A 16,239-nucleotide genomic window follows, 5' to 3' on the forward strand; every position below is an offset into this window, starting at 1 on the left:
CAAGAATCATGAGTGGACGTTTGCAGGACCGCCTGGCGGTGATCACCGGCGCCTCGCGCGGCATCGGACGCGCGGTGGCGCTGGGCATGGCGGCCGAAGGCGCGCATGTCGTTCTCGTCGCGCGCACGGTTGGCGGGCTCGAGGAGGTCGACGACGAAATCCGCAAAGTGGGCGGCAAGGCGACGCTTGTGCCGCTCGATCTCACCGATCTTGCCGGCATCGACCGGCTGGGCGCGACGATCTTCGAGCGCTGGGGAAAGCTCGACATTCTGGTGGGCAATGCCGGTTCGCTGGGCACGCTGTCGCCGCTCAGCCATCTCGAACCGAAGGACTGGGACAAGACGCTGGCGATCAACGTGACGGCCAACTACCGGATGATCCGTTCCTTCGAACCGCTGCTGAAGCGTTCGGATGCCGGCCGCGCCGTCTTCGTGACCTCCGGTGCGGCCCAGAAGTGCCAGCCCTATTGGGGCGTCTATTCGGTGACCAAGGCCGCGCTCGATGCGATGGTGAAGACCTGGGCGGCGGAACTGGCCAAGACCAGCGTGCGCGCCAACCTGCTCTCACCCGGCCCGACGCGCACCGCGATGCGCAAGAAGGCAATGCCCGGCGAGGATCCGACCATGCTGACGAAACCCGCCGATCTCGTGCCGCTGTTCATCGAAATGTCGATGCCGGACTATGCGAAGAACGGCGAGATCGTGCGCTACGAGAAGGCGAAGAGCTGACGCCGCGACACGACAGCTACTTCTTCTTGGCGTAAGGGTTCTTGCCCTTTCGCATGAAGAGGCGGATCGGGACACCGGGAAGATCGAAGGTTTCGCGCAGGGCGTTGACCAGGTAGCGGCGATAGGAGGTCGGCACCTCGTCGGCGCGGCTCGAGAAAACAGCGAAAGTGGGCGGACGCGATTTCACTTGCGACATGTACTTCAGATTGACCGGGCGGCCCTTGGCCGCCGGCGGCTGATGGCGGGCGACGGTCTGTTCCAGCCAGCGGTTGAGCTTCGCCGTCGAGACACGCGCGTTCCAGAGCATGTGCACGCGTTCGATGGCCGGCATCAGCCGGTCGGTACCACGGCCGGTCAGGGCCGAGAGCGTGACAATCGGTACGCCGCGAATCTGGGGCAGCAGGCGCTCCAGCTCTTCCTTCAGCATGCGGAGTGTCGTTTGCGTATCCGCCACCGTGTCCCACTTGTTGACGGCAATCAGCAGGCCGCGGCCTTCCTGTTCAACCAGATCGGCAATATGCAGGTCCTGCCGCTCGAAGGGCTGGCTGGCGTCGAGCACGACGACAACGACTTCGGCGAAGCGGATGGCGCGCAGCGTGTCGGCGACGGACAGCTTTTCGAGCTTGGCGACGACGCGGGCGCGGCGGCGCATGCCGGCCGTGTCCCAGAGCTTGACGCGACGTCCGCGCCAGAGCCATTCGATACCGATCGAGTCGCGGGTGATGCCGGCCTCGGGGCCGGTCAGCATACGGTCCTCGCCCAGCAGCTGGTTGACCAGCGTCGACTTGCCAACATTGGGGCGGCCAACCATCGCAATGCGCAGGGGCGCCTCGAGATCGGGCTCATAGGGGGCGTCGGGATCGAAACCTTCGGCCTCGTCGTCGGCCAGCGCATCTTCGAGCGCCTGCTCCTCGTCGTTTTCGGCAAAGCCGTCGGCGAAGGCGGCCAGCGCGTCATAGAGATCGCTCAGGCCCTCGCCATGCTCGGCCGAAAGCGGCAGCGGCGCGCCGAGGCCGAGCTCATAGGCCTCCATACGGCCAGCCTGCCCCGCCCCGCCCTCGCATTTGTTGGCGGCCAGAATGACCGGAGTCGGCGACTTGCGCAGGATCTGCGCAAAACGCTTGTCGAGCGGGGTGACGCCGGCGCGCGCGTCGATCAGCAGCAGGCAGACATCGGCCTCGGCAATCGCCTGATCGGTGCCACGGCGCATACGCGCCTCGAGGCTGTCGCCGGTTGCCTCTTCGAGACCCGCGGTGTCGACGATCTTGAAGGTGAGATCGCCGAGATGCGCCTCGCCCTCGCGCCGGTCTCGGGTGACGCCCGGCGTATCGTCCACCAATGCGAGCTTCTTGCCCACCAGCCGATTGAACAGCGTGGACTTGCCGACATTGGGCCGACCGACAATGGCGACCGTGAATGACACGTCAATCAGCCTTTCTCATGGCCGGACCAGATGTCCGGGCCATATCCGCAAACGCGCGCTTTGCTATCGCAAGGCGACCAGTGTTGCGTTGCTCGTCAGTACATACACCGTTCCATCGGCCACGATCGGCGGGATCAGCGTCCCGGACGGCAGCGGAATTCGGTTGTCGATCTCGCCGGTGGCGGGCGACACCACCAGCGCTTCCTTTTCCGACGACACCATGAACAGGCGATCGCTGATCAGGATCGGGCCGCTCCATTCGATATTGCCGGTGCGCTTGTCGGGATTCTTGTAGCGCGGCAAGGGCGAAATCCAGCGGATGCGCCCATCGCGGCGCGAGATCGCCAGCAGCTCCTGCGAATTGGTGATGAGGAAGATGAATTCACCAGCAACCCAAGGCGTCTGCACGCTGCCGATATCGCGCGTCCAGACGCGCTCGCCGGTGCGCAGATCGATCGAGACCATGCGGCCCGAATGGCTGACGGCAATGACGCGGTCGCGATCGATCACAGGGCGGCCGGCAATGTCGTTGAGTTCGCTCAGGGAGGTCACGTTGCCGGTCCGGGTCAAGGAATCGCTCCAGACCGGCGTTCCGTTCTCGATGCGCAAGGCGACCAGTTCACCCGAGGAATAGGGCGCGATCACGACGCTGCCCGACACGGCGGGGCTGGTGGAGGTCAGAATGCCGGCACTTTCGACAATGCCCCGATGACGCCAGACGACTTCGCCGGTGTCCTGAGAGAGGCAGATCATCTGATTGTCGGCGGTGACGGCGAAAACGCGGCCACCCGTCGCCGTGGGTGCGGCGCGGAAGGGATCACCCACCGTCTGCACCCAGAGTTCGGCCCCGCTGGCGGGGTCGAGTGCATGCACGGTTCCGAAGCCGGTGGTCACGAAAAGCTTGCCATTGTCCCAGGCGACGCCGCCGCCACGCGCTTCGGCGGCGCTTTCATTGTCGGGCACCAGCGAAACGTCCCAGATCGACCGGCCGGACTGCCGCTCGAAGGCGCGGACACTGCCGCGGGCATCGAGCACGAAAATCCGATCGGCGGCAATGACCGGAACCGCGACAAGCCGCGCGGCGCCCGAGGAACCAGAGCCGGCATTGACCGACCAGACGCGTTCGAGCGTGCCCGGCGCCACAAGATGATAGGGGGCATTTTCCGGCACGCCGCCCGGCTGCGGCCAATCCGTGTTGGCACGAGCGGACGGCAGAAACACGGGTGTGTCGGCAACGGCCGCATCGACTTCCAGCGCGGCGCCCAGTTCCATCACCGAGAGACGCTCGCCCGGCAAGACCGTCTGGTCGTCAGAGGTGAAGACATCCGTCACCGTGTCGCAGCCCGCAAGCCCGGTCATCGCGAGACCCAGAAGTGCGAGGCGAAGCGTGTTGCCACGCTGGGCCCGGAGGGCGAGTGCTTTCGAGCCGGCCAACGTCAATTCCGCCGTCATCTGCGATTACTCCGTCTCTTCCTGAGCGTCCGGTCCCTGTTCGACCGATTCTTCTTCTGCTTCTGCCGGTTCCGGTGCGGATGCCGCCTGTTCGGCGGCGCGCGACAAATGCGGCGCCGCCAGCGCCTGCAACACATGCGCGCGATCGCGCAGGGCGGCCGGGCTTGCCGCATTGTCGATGATCGCCTGAGCGTTCCGGTTCACGTCCTGCCAGGCGCCTGCCCGGGCCGCCGAGAGCGCCAGCAATTCCAGCGCATTCTCGCGCCAGGGCGAGGCCGAGGCGACCAGCGGCTGGAGGCGCAGCTTCATGTCGTCGTAGCTTGCCTCGTCGACCAGAATGAAGGCTGCCTTGATGCGCGCCATGCCGCGCATCATTTCGGGTGCGCCGGATTGAGCCGCAACGCCCTCATAGGCTGCAAGCGCCGCAGCACGATCGCCAGCATCGAGCAATGCGGCCGCTTCACGCAGACGGGCCAGCGTCTGATAGCCACCGGGTGCTTCTGCCGCCAATTCGCCGAACAGGACTGCCGCCTCGGCAGGCTGGGTGCGCTCTGCCTGGCGCGCCACCTCATCGAAACGTGCGGATGCGTCGACCTTCTGCGCATGCGACCAGGCGCGCCAGCCGATGATGGCGGCAGCGATCAGCACGATCCCCGCAGCCGCACCGACGATGTAGAGGCCGTATTTGTCCCAAAGCCTGCTGTATTGTTCGCGGCGAAGGTCTTCTTCGACTTCGCGAAAGAGATCGGTCAAAATATTACTCCGCGGAGAAAATCAGTCGGGCAGGAAAGCCCTGCTTCCCGCCCGGTGCCCGGCCCCGTGCAGGCGGCGTAAAATAGCCCGGCACACCGCCAATGGCAAACCATCCGGCGCGACAGCCAAATCCCGCAACAGATTGAGCTATTTTACCTTTTTCATGCCGTAGGTGTTCTCGACGCCGGGGAAGCTGCGGTCGCGGACCGCGCGGGCATAGGCCTCGGCGGCGCCCGCGATCTGGGCGCCCAGCGTGGCGAACTCGCGGACGAATTTGGGCGGCTTCGGCGACAGGCCCAGCATGTCCTCCAGCACCAGGATCTGGCCGTCGCAATGGGGCGAGGCGCCGATGCCGATGGTGGGGATGTCGATCTGATCGGTGATGCGGGCGGCCAGCGGCTCGGCCATGCCTTCGAGCACGACCGCGAAGGCGCCGGCCTCGGCGACAGCGGCGGCGTCGGCCTCGATGGCGGCCCACTCGCTCTCCTCGCGCCCCTGCGTCTTGAAGCCGCCCATCACCTGGATGTTCTGCGGCGTCAGGCCGATATGGGCCATCACCGGAATGCCGCGCAGGCTGAGATAGCGGATCGTTTCGGCGATGCGGGTGCCGCCTTCGACCTTCACGGCGGTGCAGCCCGTTTCCTTGATGACGCGGCAGGCATTGCGGAAGGCAATTTCGGGGCTCTCTTCATAGGAGCCGAAGGGCATGTCGACCACAACCAGCGCACGTTCGGTGCCGCGCACCACGGCCGCGCCATGCGCGATCATCATGTCGAGGGTGACGCCCAGCGTCGTCTCCATGCCGTACATGACCATGCCGAGACTGTCGCCCACCAGCAGGAAGTCGACATAGGGGTCGATGTAGCGCGCCGTGTGGGCGTGATAGGCGGTCAGCGAAACGATCGGCTGGGCGCCCTTGCGGGCGCGGATTTCCGGCACGGTGATGCGCTTGATGGCGGACTGGACGGACATTCGGATCATCCCTTTACGCGTGGCCTCGAACCCTGCCCCTACATAGGGCCGCCCGAGGGGAATTACGACGGCGGCCGGATGCCGCGGCGAAAAGGGCTTACAGAACAAGCCCCTAGATGCCTCCCGGCACCTTTCCTGATCCTTCTGGGCGGACCCTACAAAAAAGCGCGCAGCGGCGCAATCAGGCCGCCGGAGCCGGCTCCACCACGACCGCTGGCGGCGCATCTCCCGGCAGGCCGACGATTTCGCGATAGGCGACGGAGAGCATGGTGACTTGCGTCATCATGAAGTAGAGATAGAGCGCCAGCGAAATGAATGCCGAAGCCATGGCGGCGATTGAACCGATCAGGTCGGCGGCAGAGGTCAAAGCCAGAGCGGTGACGCCCTCAACCACGGCAAACAGAATGAAGACCGGCAGATAGATCAGCAATGCAAAGCCGCTGATCCGCCAGGTGTTGCCGCTTGTCGCCGCGAATGTTCCCAGAACACCCTTGCCCCCACCAAGTGCTGCATCCGGCAATGCCAGCATCAATCGCATGACAATTCCCAGCATGAATACATGGAGCACGACGACCAATGGCAAAAGGACGATGCCTGCCGGCCCGAGTACCGCAAGAGACGGTGCGTTGTCGCCGAAGAGCACCGCCCCTGCAAATATGACGATTGCCGCGATGACGCCAACCACGGCCGACAGAACAATCAGGAAGAGAAACCAGAAAAACAAAATCTTCAGCGTCGTCCAGACATATTGAACATCCTCGCGACGGAAAGGGACCGACGCCCCCTCACCCAGCAGCACGAAACGATGCCAGCGCACCGCGGCGATGGCCTGTGCAAGCACCATTGCCAGAACCACGGCCAAGATCGCCACGATGGAATAGGCTGCGAAAGCTTCGCGATAGCGTTCGAGAACATCCTCGGGTGCCCCTGCCGTCTGCTCCATGCCGGTCAGGCCGTAAAGTCCGGCCTGATAGAGCACCCAGTAAAAAGCTGCTGTGCCGGCCAGAAGCAGGACAACTGCCGGCCACGCGACGAAAAGCAGCTGGAAGTAGTGTCTGGTGACGCCGGCAAAGACTTCGCCGACCGACCGAAAAACCGGCAGCTTCCTCATCTCGCAAATCCCCCCTGAAAACCCCAGTCTCACCTTAAGGAGAGAATGAGGCCAAGGCTATGGGAAATGACGTGCGGTCAAGACTGCGCATCCGGCGCCTGCGTTCCCGCCGGGCCGATCAGCTCGCGATAGGCGACGGAAAGGATCGCAACATTGACGATCGCGAAGAAGATATTGATCAGTGTGCCCACCAGATTCATCGGGACGGCCAGCGACGGCGCCCAGTCGACAAGCCATCCGATCAGAAGCTGGAACAGTGAGATCGGCAGGAAGACACAGGCCAGGGCGGCGGCAAGACGCCAGAAGTTTCCTCGCGTCAGTTCCAGCATCAGGCGTGCGTTGACAGGATCATCGACCGACGATGCCGGCAACAACAGCGCCAGGCGCACGAAGAAGAATGTTCCTATACAGACCAATGCCAGGCCAACGATCAAATATGTCGACACTTGCTGCATACTCAACTGGTCCAGATAATACGCCGCGATGCCTGTTGCCAGCACCAGGAACCCCGGCAGCAGGAGCAGGCCCAGCGAAATCGAGATTATCGCAAAGCGCGATTCCCGGCGACCGAACCGCAGATGAATGCGGCCAGGCGGCATGTCGCCCGTCAGGATGAAGCGATGCCACGCCACCGCAATGATCGACCAGAGAAGCAGGGCTGCCAGATAGACGGCGAGCAGCACCCACAGACCCAGCGCCAGGACGAGCGGACGTCCAATGAAGGACAGGGACAGGTAGAGAAGTCCCGGCAACCAGATCAGCCGCAGCATTTCGCCGGCATGATTCCAGGCGCCACCATAGGCCTCGCGGACCGTCGCAAGGACGTCGAGCTTCACATGCGTCATCGATTGAGTCCGAGAAATTTTTCCTTGTAGACCTCGTTTTCGGGATCGAGGTTGAGGGCCGCGCGATAGTCCTCGCGCGCGGCGTCCCTGTCGCCTTCGGCCTCGTTGATCGCGCCGCGGACATACCAGGCGCCGGCGCTGTCGGGGTCGAGCGCCAGCGCCTGCTCGACATCAGTCCGCGCCGCGTCGAAGTCGCCCCTTTCGCGCAAGGCGTTGGCACGGTTCTGGTAGAGCAACGCGTCACGCGGGGCGATCCGCAGGGCCTGCGTGTAGTCGGCGATGGCGGCGTTCAGATCGCCAACATTCTTGTAGGCCACACCACGATTGATCAGGGCTGCGATCAGGTCGGGATCGCCAAGTTCACCGGACGAAATCGCCCGGCTGCAATAGTCGATTGCTGCCTTGTTGTCGCCGGTTGCAAACTGCGCATAGCAGAGATTGCTGTCGCCGATGGCGTCCGCCCAAGCAGATACCGGTGCCGCGGCCCCGACAATCGCCGCCAGCAACAGAATTCGTCCATTTGTCATTTCAGGTCCCTCTCGGCCAAACCGCCAGGAGAGCCTATCCGGTCCGGCGGTCAGGAGAAAGCGGCGACCGCGACGGCCGTATTCATGAAATCCCGGAACCGCACCCATTTTTCGTCGCGCAGGGTGATGATGTGGGCGAAATCGGAATCGATCGTTCGGCCGGTCGACCGCGCCGTCAGATTGAGATGACCGGTCACGATGACCTTGTCGCGCTCGGCGATGAACTCCTCGGCGTCGAACTGGTTGATATCGACCGAGGAGAGGACCGTCTCGAAGAAGCGCCGGCATTCGTCGAGACCACGATATGTACCTGCATAAGGGATCACCGGCGGACCGTAGAACTCGATCACGATGTCGGGATGGAGGAATTCGAGAATGGACGGAATATCCTTTGCGCCGAAAGCGGCGAACAGGGATTGCGTCGCGGCTATATTGCGTTCGGTCAAGGCAATCATTCGGCAGCCTCCCTGCGGGCGGAGGTGAAGCGAAGTGTCAGTCGGTCGAAGCCGTGATTGAGGAGGCTGGCACGCTGCGGCACCGGCGCCTCGTTGCCGAGGCGGATATCCGCCATGCGATCCAGCATCGTCTCGACCAGCGCTTGCCCTTCCATGCGGGCAAGCGCCGAACCGAGACAGTGATGAATACCAACACCGAAGGTAAGCTGCTTGTTGAGATTGGGCCGGTCGATGTCGAAACGCGCGGGATCGGGGAACATTTTCGGATCGTGGTTGGCGGCAGCGAAAAAGAGCGCCACCCAGTCGCCCTTCGCAATGCGCCGGCCGCCGACTTCCGTGTCCTCGGTCGCGATGCGGAAGAGACGTTGCGGCGGGCCGCCGTGGCGCAGGCTTTCGTCGATGAAGGCACCGACAAGGCGGCGGTCGGCGGCGAGGCGGGCGCGGATGTCCGGCATTGTCGCCAGATTGTGCAGCAGGTTGCCGAGCAGGAAGGTCGTGGTTTCGGAACCGGCGACGACCAGCGTGATGCAGAAGCGGATCACCTCATCGAGCGTCAATTTCTCGCCACCGGCCTCGGCTTGCAGCAGCGCGACGATCAGGCTGTCGGGCAAGGGCTCGCCGGCCTTCAATGCACGGTCGTGTTCGCTGACGATTCCGACAAAATATTCAACCAGTTCGCCGTTGCTCGCCTCGCGTTCGGCCGGCGAAAGGTCGGCCGAGAGCATGAAGGCAGTCGCCCAGTGACGGAAGCGGTCGACGACGCTTTCGGGGAGACCCAGCAGGCCAACCATGATGCGTGCCGGGATGCGTGCGCCGAGCGCTTCCATCACCTCGACGTCGCCCTCGCCCAGCCTCGCGACCATGCCATCGACGATGTCGCGGACCCAGGGTTCGAGCGCCTCGACGCGGGGACGCGAGAAGGCCAGATTGACGATGCCGCGCAGGCGATCGTGTTCGGGGTTGTCGTGATTGACCAGCATCAGGGTCGGCGCCGAGGATTGTTCCTGAAGCGGGTCCCGCGAGGAAAACACCCGGTGGTCGCGAGCGGCCGACGAGACATGGTCGTAGTCGAGCAGCACCCAGGCCGTGACCGCCTCGTCGGCGTCCGGCACGGTGCCCGGCGGGTAGTCGCGATAGCCATGGACCGGCGCGTGGGGGCGCAGCCTGTCGTAAAGCGCATAAGGCGCGGCAATCGTGTCGCCTGTCGGCAGCGCCGCGACCAGCCCCGCCACATCCTCGTCCGTCCGTGCCTGACCATTTTCCGGCATCGCATCCCTCCCCGGTTTCAATCGTGATCCGTCGATATTGTTATTTTCATAAATTGTTTCGTTTGTAAATCGTTTAATCGGTGGCGGGCCATGCCGGCCGCCCTACAATCCCGGCGGGAATCGCGGTCCGGCGACCGCACCCCGAAGGAGGCGGCGTGACGGCGAAAAGAACGAGCGGGGGCAAAGGCAAGGGCGCGGGCGGCATTCCGGCGGCGGCCCTGCGGTTTCTCGAATACTACTACCCCATTCACTACAAGGCCGGAATCGGCGTCGAGGACGCCCTGCGGGCCGGGCAGCTCAGCCGCCATCAGGTGGCGATGCTGTGGCTGATCCATTCGGAGGGTCAGGACGGACGGCAAATGAACCGCAAGGCCATCGAACGGTCGCTGGAGAGCTGGTTCGAGATTTCAGGCGCCGCCATCACCAAGGCACTCCGGGTCATGGCCCAGCCGCCGCTGGAGCTGGTGCGGCTGGTCGAAGACCCCAAATCGGGGCGCGAAAAGATCGTGATCCTGACGCCGAAAGGCGAAGCGCACATGAAAAAGATGATCGCCGGCGGTGAGGCCTATGTGCAGCGGATTATCGACCACATGTCGGACGAGGAGATCGCCCAGGGCCTGCATTTCTTCCGCCGGGTTTCGGAAATCGTCGACGGATTCCGCTGAGGCGCGGCCGGGCTCTTGTCCGGGACGGCCGCCGCTGTTATAGGCACGGCGCAAATTCCGGGCCGCTTTCGGCCCGAGCTGGAGCCCGAGACTCATGATTTCGAACCCCGTCGTCGCCATTGCGGGCGCGACCGGCGCCGTCGGCGTCGAGATGATCCGCTGCCTCGAGGAACGCAACTTCCCGGTCAAGGAGCTGAAGCTGCTCGCCTCGGCACGCTCGGCCGGGAAAACCATGCGCTTCCGGGGCAAGGACATCCTCGTCGAGGAATTGACGGAGGCGAGCTTCAAGGGCGTCGACATCGCCTTCTTCTCGGCGGGCGGTGGCATTTCGAAGCAGTTTGCCAAGGCGGTGAAGGATGCCGGCGCGGTGATGATCGACAATTCGTCGGCCTTCCGCATGGACCCCGATGTGCCGCTGGTGATCCCCGAGATCAACCCGGCGGCAGCGTTGGTCCACAAGGGCATCATCGCCAATCCGAACTGCTCGACGATCATCGCGATCACTCCGCTCTGGCCGATCCACAAGGTCAATCGCGTCAAGCGCATCGTTGCTGCGACCTACCAGGCGGCATCGGGCGCCGGCGCCGCGGCGATGGAAGAACTCGAACAAGCGACGCGCGCCTTCCTTGCGGGCGAGCCATTCGAGCAGAAGATCATTCCGCATCCCTACCCTTTCAACGTCTTCAGCCATAACTCGAAGGTCGACCCGGAGACGGGCTACAACGAGGAAGAAATGAAGATGGTGAAGGAGACCAAGAAGATCTTCGACGACAACGACATTCGCGTAACGGCGACCTGCGTGCGCGTGCCGGTGCTGCGGGCGCATTCGGAAGCGCTCGACTTCGAATGCGAGAAGCCGATCACGCCGGCTCAGGTGCGCGAGATTCTTTCCGTCGCGCCGGGCATCAAGATCGTCGACGACGTGGCCGGAAACTATTTCCCGATGCCGAAGGATGCATCCGGCCAGGACGACATTCTGGTCGGCCGCATAAGACAGGACATTTCCGATCCGAGCGGGCACTCGATCGCCATGTTCGTCGCCGGCGACCAGTTGCTGAAAGGCGCTGCACTCAACGCGGTGCAGATCGGCGAGATTCTCGTCAGGGGATGAGCGGGATCACTCCCATTCGATCGTTCCCGGCGGCTTCGAGGTGACGTCGTAGACGACGCGGTTGATGCCGCGGACTTCGTTGATGATGCGGGTCGAGACATGGCCCAGGAAATCGTGGCTGAAGGGATAATAATCGGCCGTCATGCCGTCGATGGATGTGACGGCCCGCAGCGCACAGACATAGTCGTAGGTACGTTCATCGCCCATGACGCCGACGGTGCGAACCGGCAACAGCACCGCGAATGCCTGCCAGATCGTGTCGTAGAGGCCAGCCCTGCGAATCTCATCAAGATAGATCACGTCGGCCTTGCGCAGGATGTCGAGCTTTTCGCGGGTGATCTCGCCGGGCACGCGGATTGCGAGGCCGGGCCCCGGGAACGGATGGCGGCCGACAAATTCTTCCGGCAGGCCGAGTTCGCGGCCGAGAATGCGCACCTCGTCCTTGAAGAGTTCGCGCAGGGGCTCGACGAGCTGCATGTTCATGCGCTCGGGCAGGCCGCCGACATTGTGATGGCTCTTGATTGTGACGGAGGGACCGCCGGCGAAGGAGACGCTTTCGATCACGTCCGGATAGAGCGTGCCTTGCGCCAGGAAGTCGGCGCCGCCGATCTTTTTCGCCTCTTCTTCGAAGACGTCGATGAAGGTCGCGCCGATGATCTTGCGCTTTTTCTCGGGGTCGGAGACGCCTTCGAGCTTGCCGAGGAAAAGGTCCGTCGCGTCGCGGTTGACCAGCGGGATGTTGTAGTGGTGACGGAAGAGATTGACGACCTGATCGGCCTCGCCGGCGCGCATCATGCCGGTGTCGACGAAGACGCATTGCAACTGGTCGCCGATCGCCTCGTGCAGTAGCACTGCGACCACGGATGAATCGACGCCACCCGAAAGCCCGCAGATTACCTTGCCCTTGCCGACCTGGGCGCGGACCTTGGCGATCTCGGTTTCCTTGAAGGCCGCCATGGTCCAGCCGCCCTTGCAGCCGGCGATCCTGTGCGTGAAGTTCTTCAGCATCGCGGCACCGCGCGGCGTGTGTACGACTTCGGGATGGAACTGCACGCCATAGAAGTTCCGACTTTCGTCGGCGATGGCGGCAAATGGCGCGTTACGGCTGACCGCAATGGTCTTGAATCCCGGCGGCAGTTCGACGACCCGGTCGCCATGACTCATCCAGACCGGCTCCTGCTCGCCAGCCTGCAACAGCCCTTCGAAAAGCGGGCTGTCCTCGAGAATCTCGATGACGGCGCGACCGAATTCGCGCTCATCGGAGCCCTCGACCTTGCCACCCAGTTGGGCGCACATCGTCTGTTCGCCATAGCAGATGCCGAGAACAGGAACGCCCGCGGTGAAGACCCATTCGGGGGCGCGCGGCGTGCCGATGCCGGTGACACTGGCCGGGCCGCCCGACAGGATCACGGCCTTCGGTGCAAAGAGCTTGTCGAGTCCATCGGCCTTGTTGAACGGAACGATCTCCGAGTAGACGCCGCTCTCGCGAACACGTCGCGCGATCAGCTGCGTCACCTGGCTACCGAAATCGATTATGAGGATGCGGTCTTCGGTCATCGTCCATCTTCACGGTTCATGGGGCCACGGGCCCGGATTCCAGCGCACGGGCAAGTTCCTGCGTCTGTTGACAAGTTTCGCAATGGAAACGGAGAATGCGCAGCCGTTCTGCCGCCGCTTCGCGGTTTCCTTCTGCGAGATCAAGCTGCGCGATACGGCTCAATGCGTCCAGGTCGGCCGGGTCGATCTCAAGCGCAATACCGTAATATTTGCGCGCAAGGCGCGGATCGCCCTTCGTTTGGTGAACGACGCCCAGTTGAGCATAGGCACGTGCATTGGCGGGGTTCGACGCAATCGCCCTTTCAAACAGCCATCTGGCCCCGTCGAGGTCGTCGCGCGCCGCCGTCTCGATACCTCTTTCGTAAAGCGAGATCGACGCCTGCGCCGAATTCTGGTCGACGGCACGCGCTGCACCTGACTGCAGCACCATCAGAAGTGCCAGTATCGGCAGGCCAACCATGCGAAAAGGATTCTGGGTTCGAGCGGCAGCCATATTTCCGGGCTTTCGGGGCGGGGATGGATCGATAGACCATCCTTCCCGAAATCCGTCAAGCCACCTACTGCGGCGCAGCATCATCCGGCCTCCCGCCTCAGAATCGCGACAAAAAAGCCATCCGTTTGCGTTTTGACCGGTGTCAGGCGCAGATAGGCCTCCGTGCCGGTCTCCGGCGGCTGCACGACATCGTCAGGCCAGACCGAACGCCATGGCACCTCGACAAAGCTGCCATGCGACGTCAAAAAAGCCGCGACCTGATGTTCATTCTCGGAAGGCAACAGCGAGCAGGTCACATAGACGAGACGTCCGCCCGGCCGGACCATCCGCGCCGCGCGCGCCAGGACCTCTGTTTGCGCCGCCCGGTATCCGGCCAGCATTTCTGGCGTCAGCCGCCAGCGGGCATCGGGATTGCGGCGCCAGGCCCCCGTGCCGCTGCAGGGTGCGTCGACCAGAACGCAATCCATGCGGGCTTCGAGATCACCCAGATCCGCGTCGGGGCCTTCAGCCGCATAGGCACCAAGCGTGACGGTCTGGATGTTCCGGATGCCGGCCCGCTGGGCCCGCGGCATCAGCTTCCCCAAGCGCCGGCCGTCGGTATCGCAGGCGTGAATCTGTCCGCGATTGCGCATCATTGCCGCCAGCGCCAGCGACTTGCCGCCGCCGCCAGCACAGAGGTCGACCACCTGTTCGCCGGGTCTTACGCCGGTGGCGAGACAGGCCAATTGCGAACCTTCATCCTGCAACTCGATCAGGCCGTCGCGGAAGCTGGCAAGTCCAAGGATGTTGGCACGTCCAGTCAGCCGCAGACCCCAGGGCGAGAGCGGCGTCGGTTCGGTAACAACTTTCTCCTCGGCAAGCAGCGCCATGACGCGGTCGCGCGTATCCTTCAGCGCATTGACACGCAGATCGGTCGGCGCCCGCTCCATCAGCGCCGCCATTTCAGGCTCAAGCGCCGATCCCATCGCCAGTTCAAATTCGGGATGTAGCCACTCTGGATAGTTGAGACGGATCCATGAGGGCGCATCGGCAAGTGGAAGATCGGCCTGCTGCAGCGCCGACGTTTCTTCAATCGTCAGGGGCGCCGGTGCATGACCCGTGCCGTCGGCCAGCGCGACGGCAGCGGTCGCGCCTTCCCCCTTCAAGAGGGCCAAGGCGGCAAAAGCCAGCAGTCGTGGCGCATCCGCGCCCGTCGCCGCGGCCAATTGCGCGCGGTGGCGCAGCACGGTGAATACGAGGTCGCTCACCGCAGCGCGGTCCTTGGAACCGGCAAAGCGGCTCGAGCGTGCCCAAGCATCGAACACCCGATCGGCCGGTTGCCGCGTCTCGAAAATGCCCGTCAGAATTTCGATGGCCGACTGCAGACGTGCCCCGGGCGTCATTTCAGGCTCCCGGTATCGCCATGCCCGATCAGCTGACACCACCCGGATAGTTGGGTGCCTCGCGCGTAATCGTTACATCGTGCACATGGCTTTCGCGCAAGCTCGCGGAGGAAATGCGGACAAATTCGGCGTTCTTCTGAAAGTCGGCAATCGTGGCGTTGCCAGTGTAACCCATCGCCGCGCGCAGACCGCCGACAAGCTGATGGATAACGTTGCCGACCGGCCCCTTGTAGGGCACCTGTCCCTCGATCCCTTCGGGCACCAGCTTCAGCGAATCCTTCACGTCCTGCTGGAAATACCTGTCGGCCGACCCAATCGCCATGGCACCGACCGAGCCCATGCCGCGATAGGACTTGTAGGAGCGCCCCTGGAACAGAAAGACTTCGCCGGGGCTTTCCTCGGTGCCCGCAAAGAGCGAACCCAGCATGGCGCAATCGGCGCCGGCCGCGATCGCCTTGGCCAAGTCGCCGGAAAACTTGATGCCGCCATCTGCAATGACAGGCGTACCGGTCTTCTGTGCCGCTTCCGCCACATCCATGATCGCAGTCAATTGCGGCACACCGACACCGGCTACAATGCGCGTGGTGCAGATCGAGCCGGGCCCGATACCGACCTTGACCGCATCAGCGCCAGCATCGATCAACGCACGGGCAGCGTCGGCCGTCGCCACGTTTCCGGCGATCACCTGCGTCGCGTTCGAAAGCTTCTTGATACGCTCGACCGCTTCGGAGACGCGCGCCGAATGGCCATGGGCCGTATCGACCACTATCACGTCCGCACCTGCCGCAATCAGGGCTTCGGAGCGGGCAAAACCTTCATCGCCAACCGTTGTCGCTGCCGCAACGCGCAAACGGCCCTGATCGTCCTTGGCCGCATTCGGGTGAAGCTGCGCCTTTTCGATGTCGTTGACGGTGATGAGGCCGATGCAGCGATAGGCCTCATCGACAACCAGAAGCTTCTCGATACGATGCTTGTGCAGCAGGCGCTTCGCCTCGTCCTGACTGACCCCGTCGGTTACCGTGACAAGGTCTTCCTTCGTCATCAGATTGCGCACCGGTTCGCGCATATTGGATGCGAAACGCACGTCGCGGTTGGTCAGGATGCCGGCAAGCTTCCCCGATTCCTCGACGACGGGAATGCCGGTGATGCCGTGGCGCTTCATCAGCGCAAAGGCATCGGCCAACGTCGCGTCCGGGCCGATCGTCACCGGGTTGACGACCATGCCACTTTCGAACTTCTTGACCTGACGCACATGCTCGGCCTGCGCTTCCGAATCCATGTTGCGATGAAGCACACCGATGCCGCCCGCTTGCGCCAAGGCAATAGCCAGGCGCGCCTCGGTGACAGTGTCCATTGCAGCAGATACGATGGGAATGCCGAGGGCAATCGACCTCGTCAGTCGCGTTCTGGTTTCAGCCTGACTGGGGAGAACCGTGGAAGCGGCAGGGAGTAGAAGAACGTCATCAAACGTCAGCGCTTCACGGATCATACTGCCAA

Annotated in this window: 16 protein-coding genes; 3 read left to right on the top strand and 13 right to left on the bottom strand. The window is 63.5% G+C overall.

Annotated features, from left to right (window positions below; all coding sequences use genetic code 11):
• Window positions 1–8 precede the first annotated feature (8 nt).
• Window positions 9–728, top strand: a complete 720-nt coding sequence (locus AAC071_RS02105) for an SDR family NAD(P)-dependent oxidoreductase (protein ID WP_339829459.1) — start codon at window positions 9–11, stop codon at window positions 726–728.
• 16 nt (window positions 729–744) lie between these two features.
• Here AAC071_RS02105 and der read toward each other — a convergent pair whose 3' ends face one another.
• The 9 genes from der to AAC071_RS02150 all read right to left on the bottom strand — a co-directional run bounded on the left by der (window position 745) and on the right by AAC071_RS02150 (window position 9,534).
• On the bottom strand, window positions 745–2,151 hold the full coding sequence (gene der, locus AAC071_RS02110; RefSeq protein ID WP_339829462.1) for a ribosome biogenesis GTPase Der: 1,407 nt from the start codon (window positions 2,149–2,151) through the stop codon (window positions 745–747).
• A 63-nt stretch (window positions 2,152–2,214) separates the two neighbouring features.
• Window positions 2,215–3,603: a PQQ-binding-like beta-propeller repeat protein gene (locus AAC071_RS02115; protein ID WP_339829465.1), complete on the bottom strand. Its 1,389-nt coding sequence runs from the start codon at window positions 3,601–3,603 to the stop codon at window positions 2,215–2,217.
• A 6-nt stretch (window positions 3,604–3,609) separates the two neighbouring features.
• A complete protein-coding gene (locus tag AAC071_RS02120; RefSeq protein ID WP_339829467.1) occupies window positions 3,610–4,356 on the bottom strand; it encodes a tetratricopeptide repeat protein in 747 nt (248 codons plus the stop codon).
• Window positions 4,357–4,503: 147 nt separating this feature from the next.
• Complete coding sequence (panB, locus tag AAC071_RS02125) at window positions 4,504–5,328, bottom strand: 3-methyl-2-oxobutanoate hydroxymethyltransferase (protein WP_339829469.1); 825 nt, start codon at window positions 5,326–5,328, stop codon at window positions 4,504–4,506.
• 181 nt (window positions 5,329–5,509) lie between these two features.
• Window positions 5,510–6,439: a hypothetical protein gene (locus AAC071_RS02130; protein WP_339829471.1), complete on the bottom strand. Its 930-nt coding sequence runs from the start codon at window positions 6,437–6,439 to the stop codon at window positions 5,510–5,512.
• Window positions 6,440–6,516: 77 nt separating this feature from the next.
• On the bottom strand, window positions 6,517–7,284 hold the full coding sequence (locus tag AAC071_RS02135; RefSeq protein ID WP_339829474.1) for a hypothetical protein: 768 nt from the start codon (window positions 7,282–7,284) through the stop codon (window positions 6,517–6,519).
• Window positions 7,281–7,811: a tetratricopeptide repeat protein gene (locus AAC071_RS02140; protein WP_339829475.1), complete on the bottom strand. Its 531-nt coding sequence runs from the start codon at window positions 7,809–7,811 to the stop codon at window positions 7,281–7,283. Before AAC071_RS02140 ends, AAC071_RS02135 begins: the two co-directional genes overlap by 4 nt.
• 50 nt (window positions 7,812–7,861) lie before the next feature.
• On the bottom strand, window positions 7,862–8,266 hold the full coding sequence (locus tag AAC071_RS02145; RefSeq protein ID WP_339829477.1) for a nuclear transport factor 2 family protein: 405 nt from the start codon (window positions 8,264–8,266) through the stop codon (window positions 7,862–7,864).
• Complete coding sequence (locus AAC071_RS02150) at window positions 8,263–9,534, bottom strand: cytochrome P450 (RefSeq protein ID WP_339829479.1); 1,272 nt, start codon at window positions 9,532–9,534, stop codon at window positions 8,263–8,265. The genes AAC071_RS02145 and AAC071_RS02150 overlap by 4 nt, the downstream gene beginning before the upstream one ends.
• A gap of 155 nt (window positions 9,535–9,689) precedes the next feature.
• Between AAC071_RS02150 and AAC071_RS02155 the strand changes: the two genes are divergently transcribed.
• Both AAC071_RS02155 and AAC071_RS02160 read left to right on the top strand, forming a co-directional pair.
• Window positions 9,690–10,199 (top strand): winged helix DNA-binding protein, encoded by a 510-nt coding sequence (locus AAC071_RS02155; protein ID WP_339829481.1) that lies wholly within the window; start codon window positions 9,690–9,692, stop codon window positions 10,197–10,199.
• A gap of 94 nt (window positions 10,200–10,293) precedes the next feature.
• A complete protein-coding gene (locus AAC071_RS02160; RefSeq protein WP_339829484.1) occupies window positions 10,294–11,310 on the top strand; it encodes an aspartate-semialdehyde dehydrogenase in 1,017 nt (338 codons plus the stop codon).
• A gap of 6 nt (window positions 11,311–11,316) precedes the next feature.
• Here the strand turns inward: AAC071_RS02160 and guaA are convergent, their stop codons facing one another.
• The 4 genes from guaA to guaB form a co-directional block, all read right to left on the bottom strand.
• Window positions 11,317–12,867 carry a glutamine-hydrolyzing GMP synthase gene (gene guaA, locus AAC071_RS02165; protein ID WP_339829486.1) on the bottom strand — a complete coding sequence of 517 codons (1,551 nt, stop codon included), beginning with the start codon at window positions 12,865–12,867 and terminating at the stop codon, window positions 11,317–11,319.
• A gap of 16 nt (window positions 12,868–12,883) precedes the next feature.
• Window positions 12,884–13,327 carry a tetratricopeptide repeat protein gene (locus AAC071_RS02170; protein WP_339829488.1) on the bottom strand — a complete coding sequence of 148 codons (444 nt, stop codon included), beginning with the start codon at window positions 13,325–13,327 and terminating at the stop codon, window positions 12,884–12,886.
• A 113-nt stretch (window positions 13,328–13,440) separates the two neighbouring features.
• Window positions 13,441–14,742 (bottom strand): RsmB/NOP family class I SAM-dependent RNA methyltransferase, encoded by a 1,302-nt coding sequence (locus AAC071_RS02175; protein WP_339829490.1) that lies wholly within the window; start codon window positions 14,740–14,742, stop codon window positions 13,441–13,443.
• A gap of 28 nt (window positions 14,743–14,770) precedes the next feature.
• Window positions 14,771–16,231, bottom strand: coding sequence for an IMP dehydrogenase (gene guaB / locus AAC071_RS02180; RefSeq protein ID WP_339829493.1), 1,461 nt, complete (start codon window positions 16,229–16,231; stop codon window positions 14,771–14,773).
• Window positions 16,232–16,239: the final 8 nt, after the last annotated feature.

The organism is uncultured Parvibaculum sp., assembly GCF_963975745.1.
GTDB lineage: Bacteria > Pseudomonadota > Alphaproteobacteria > Parvibaculales > Parvibaculaceae > Parvibaculum.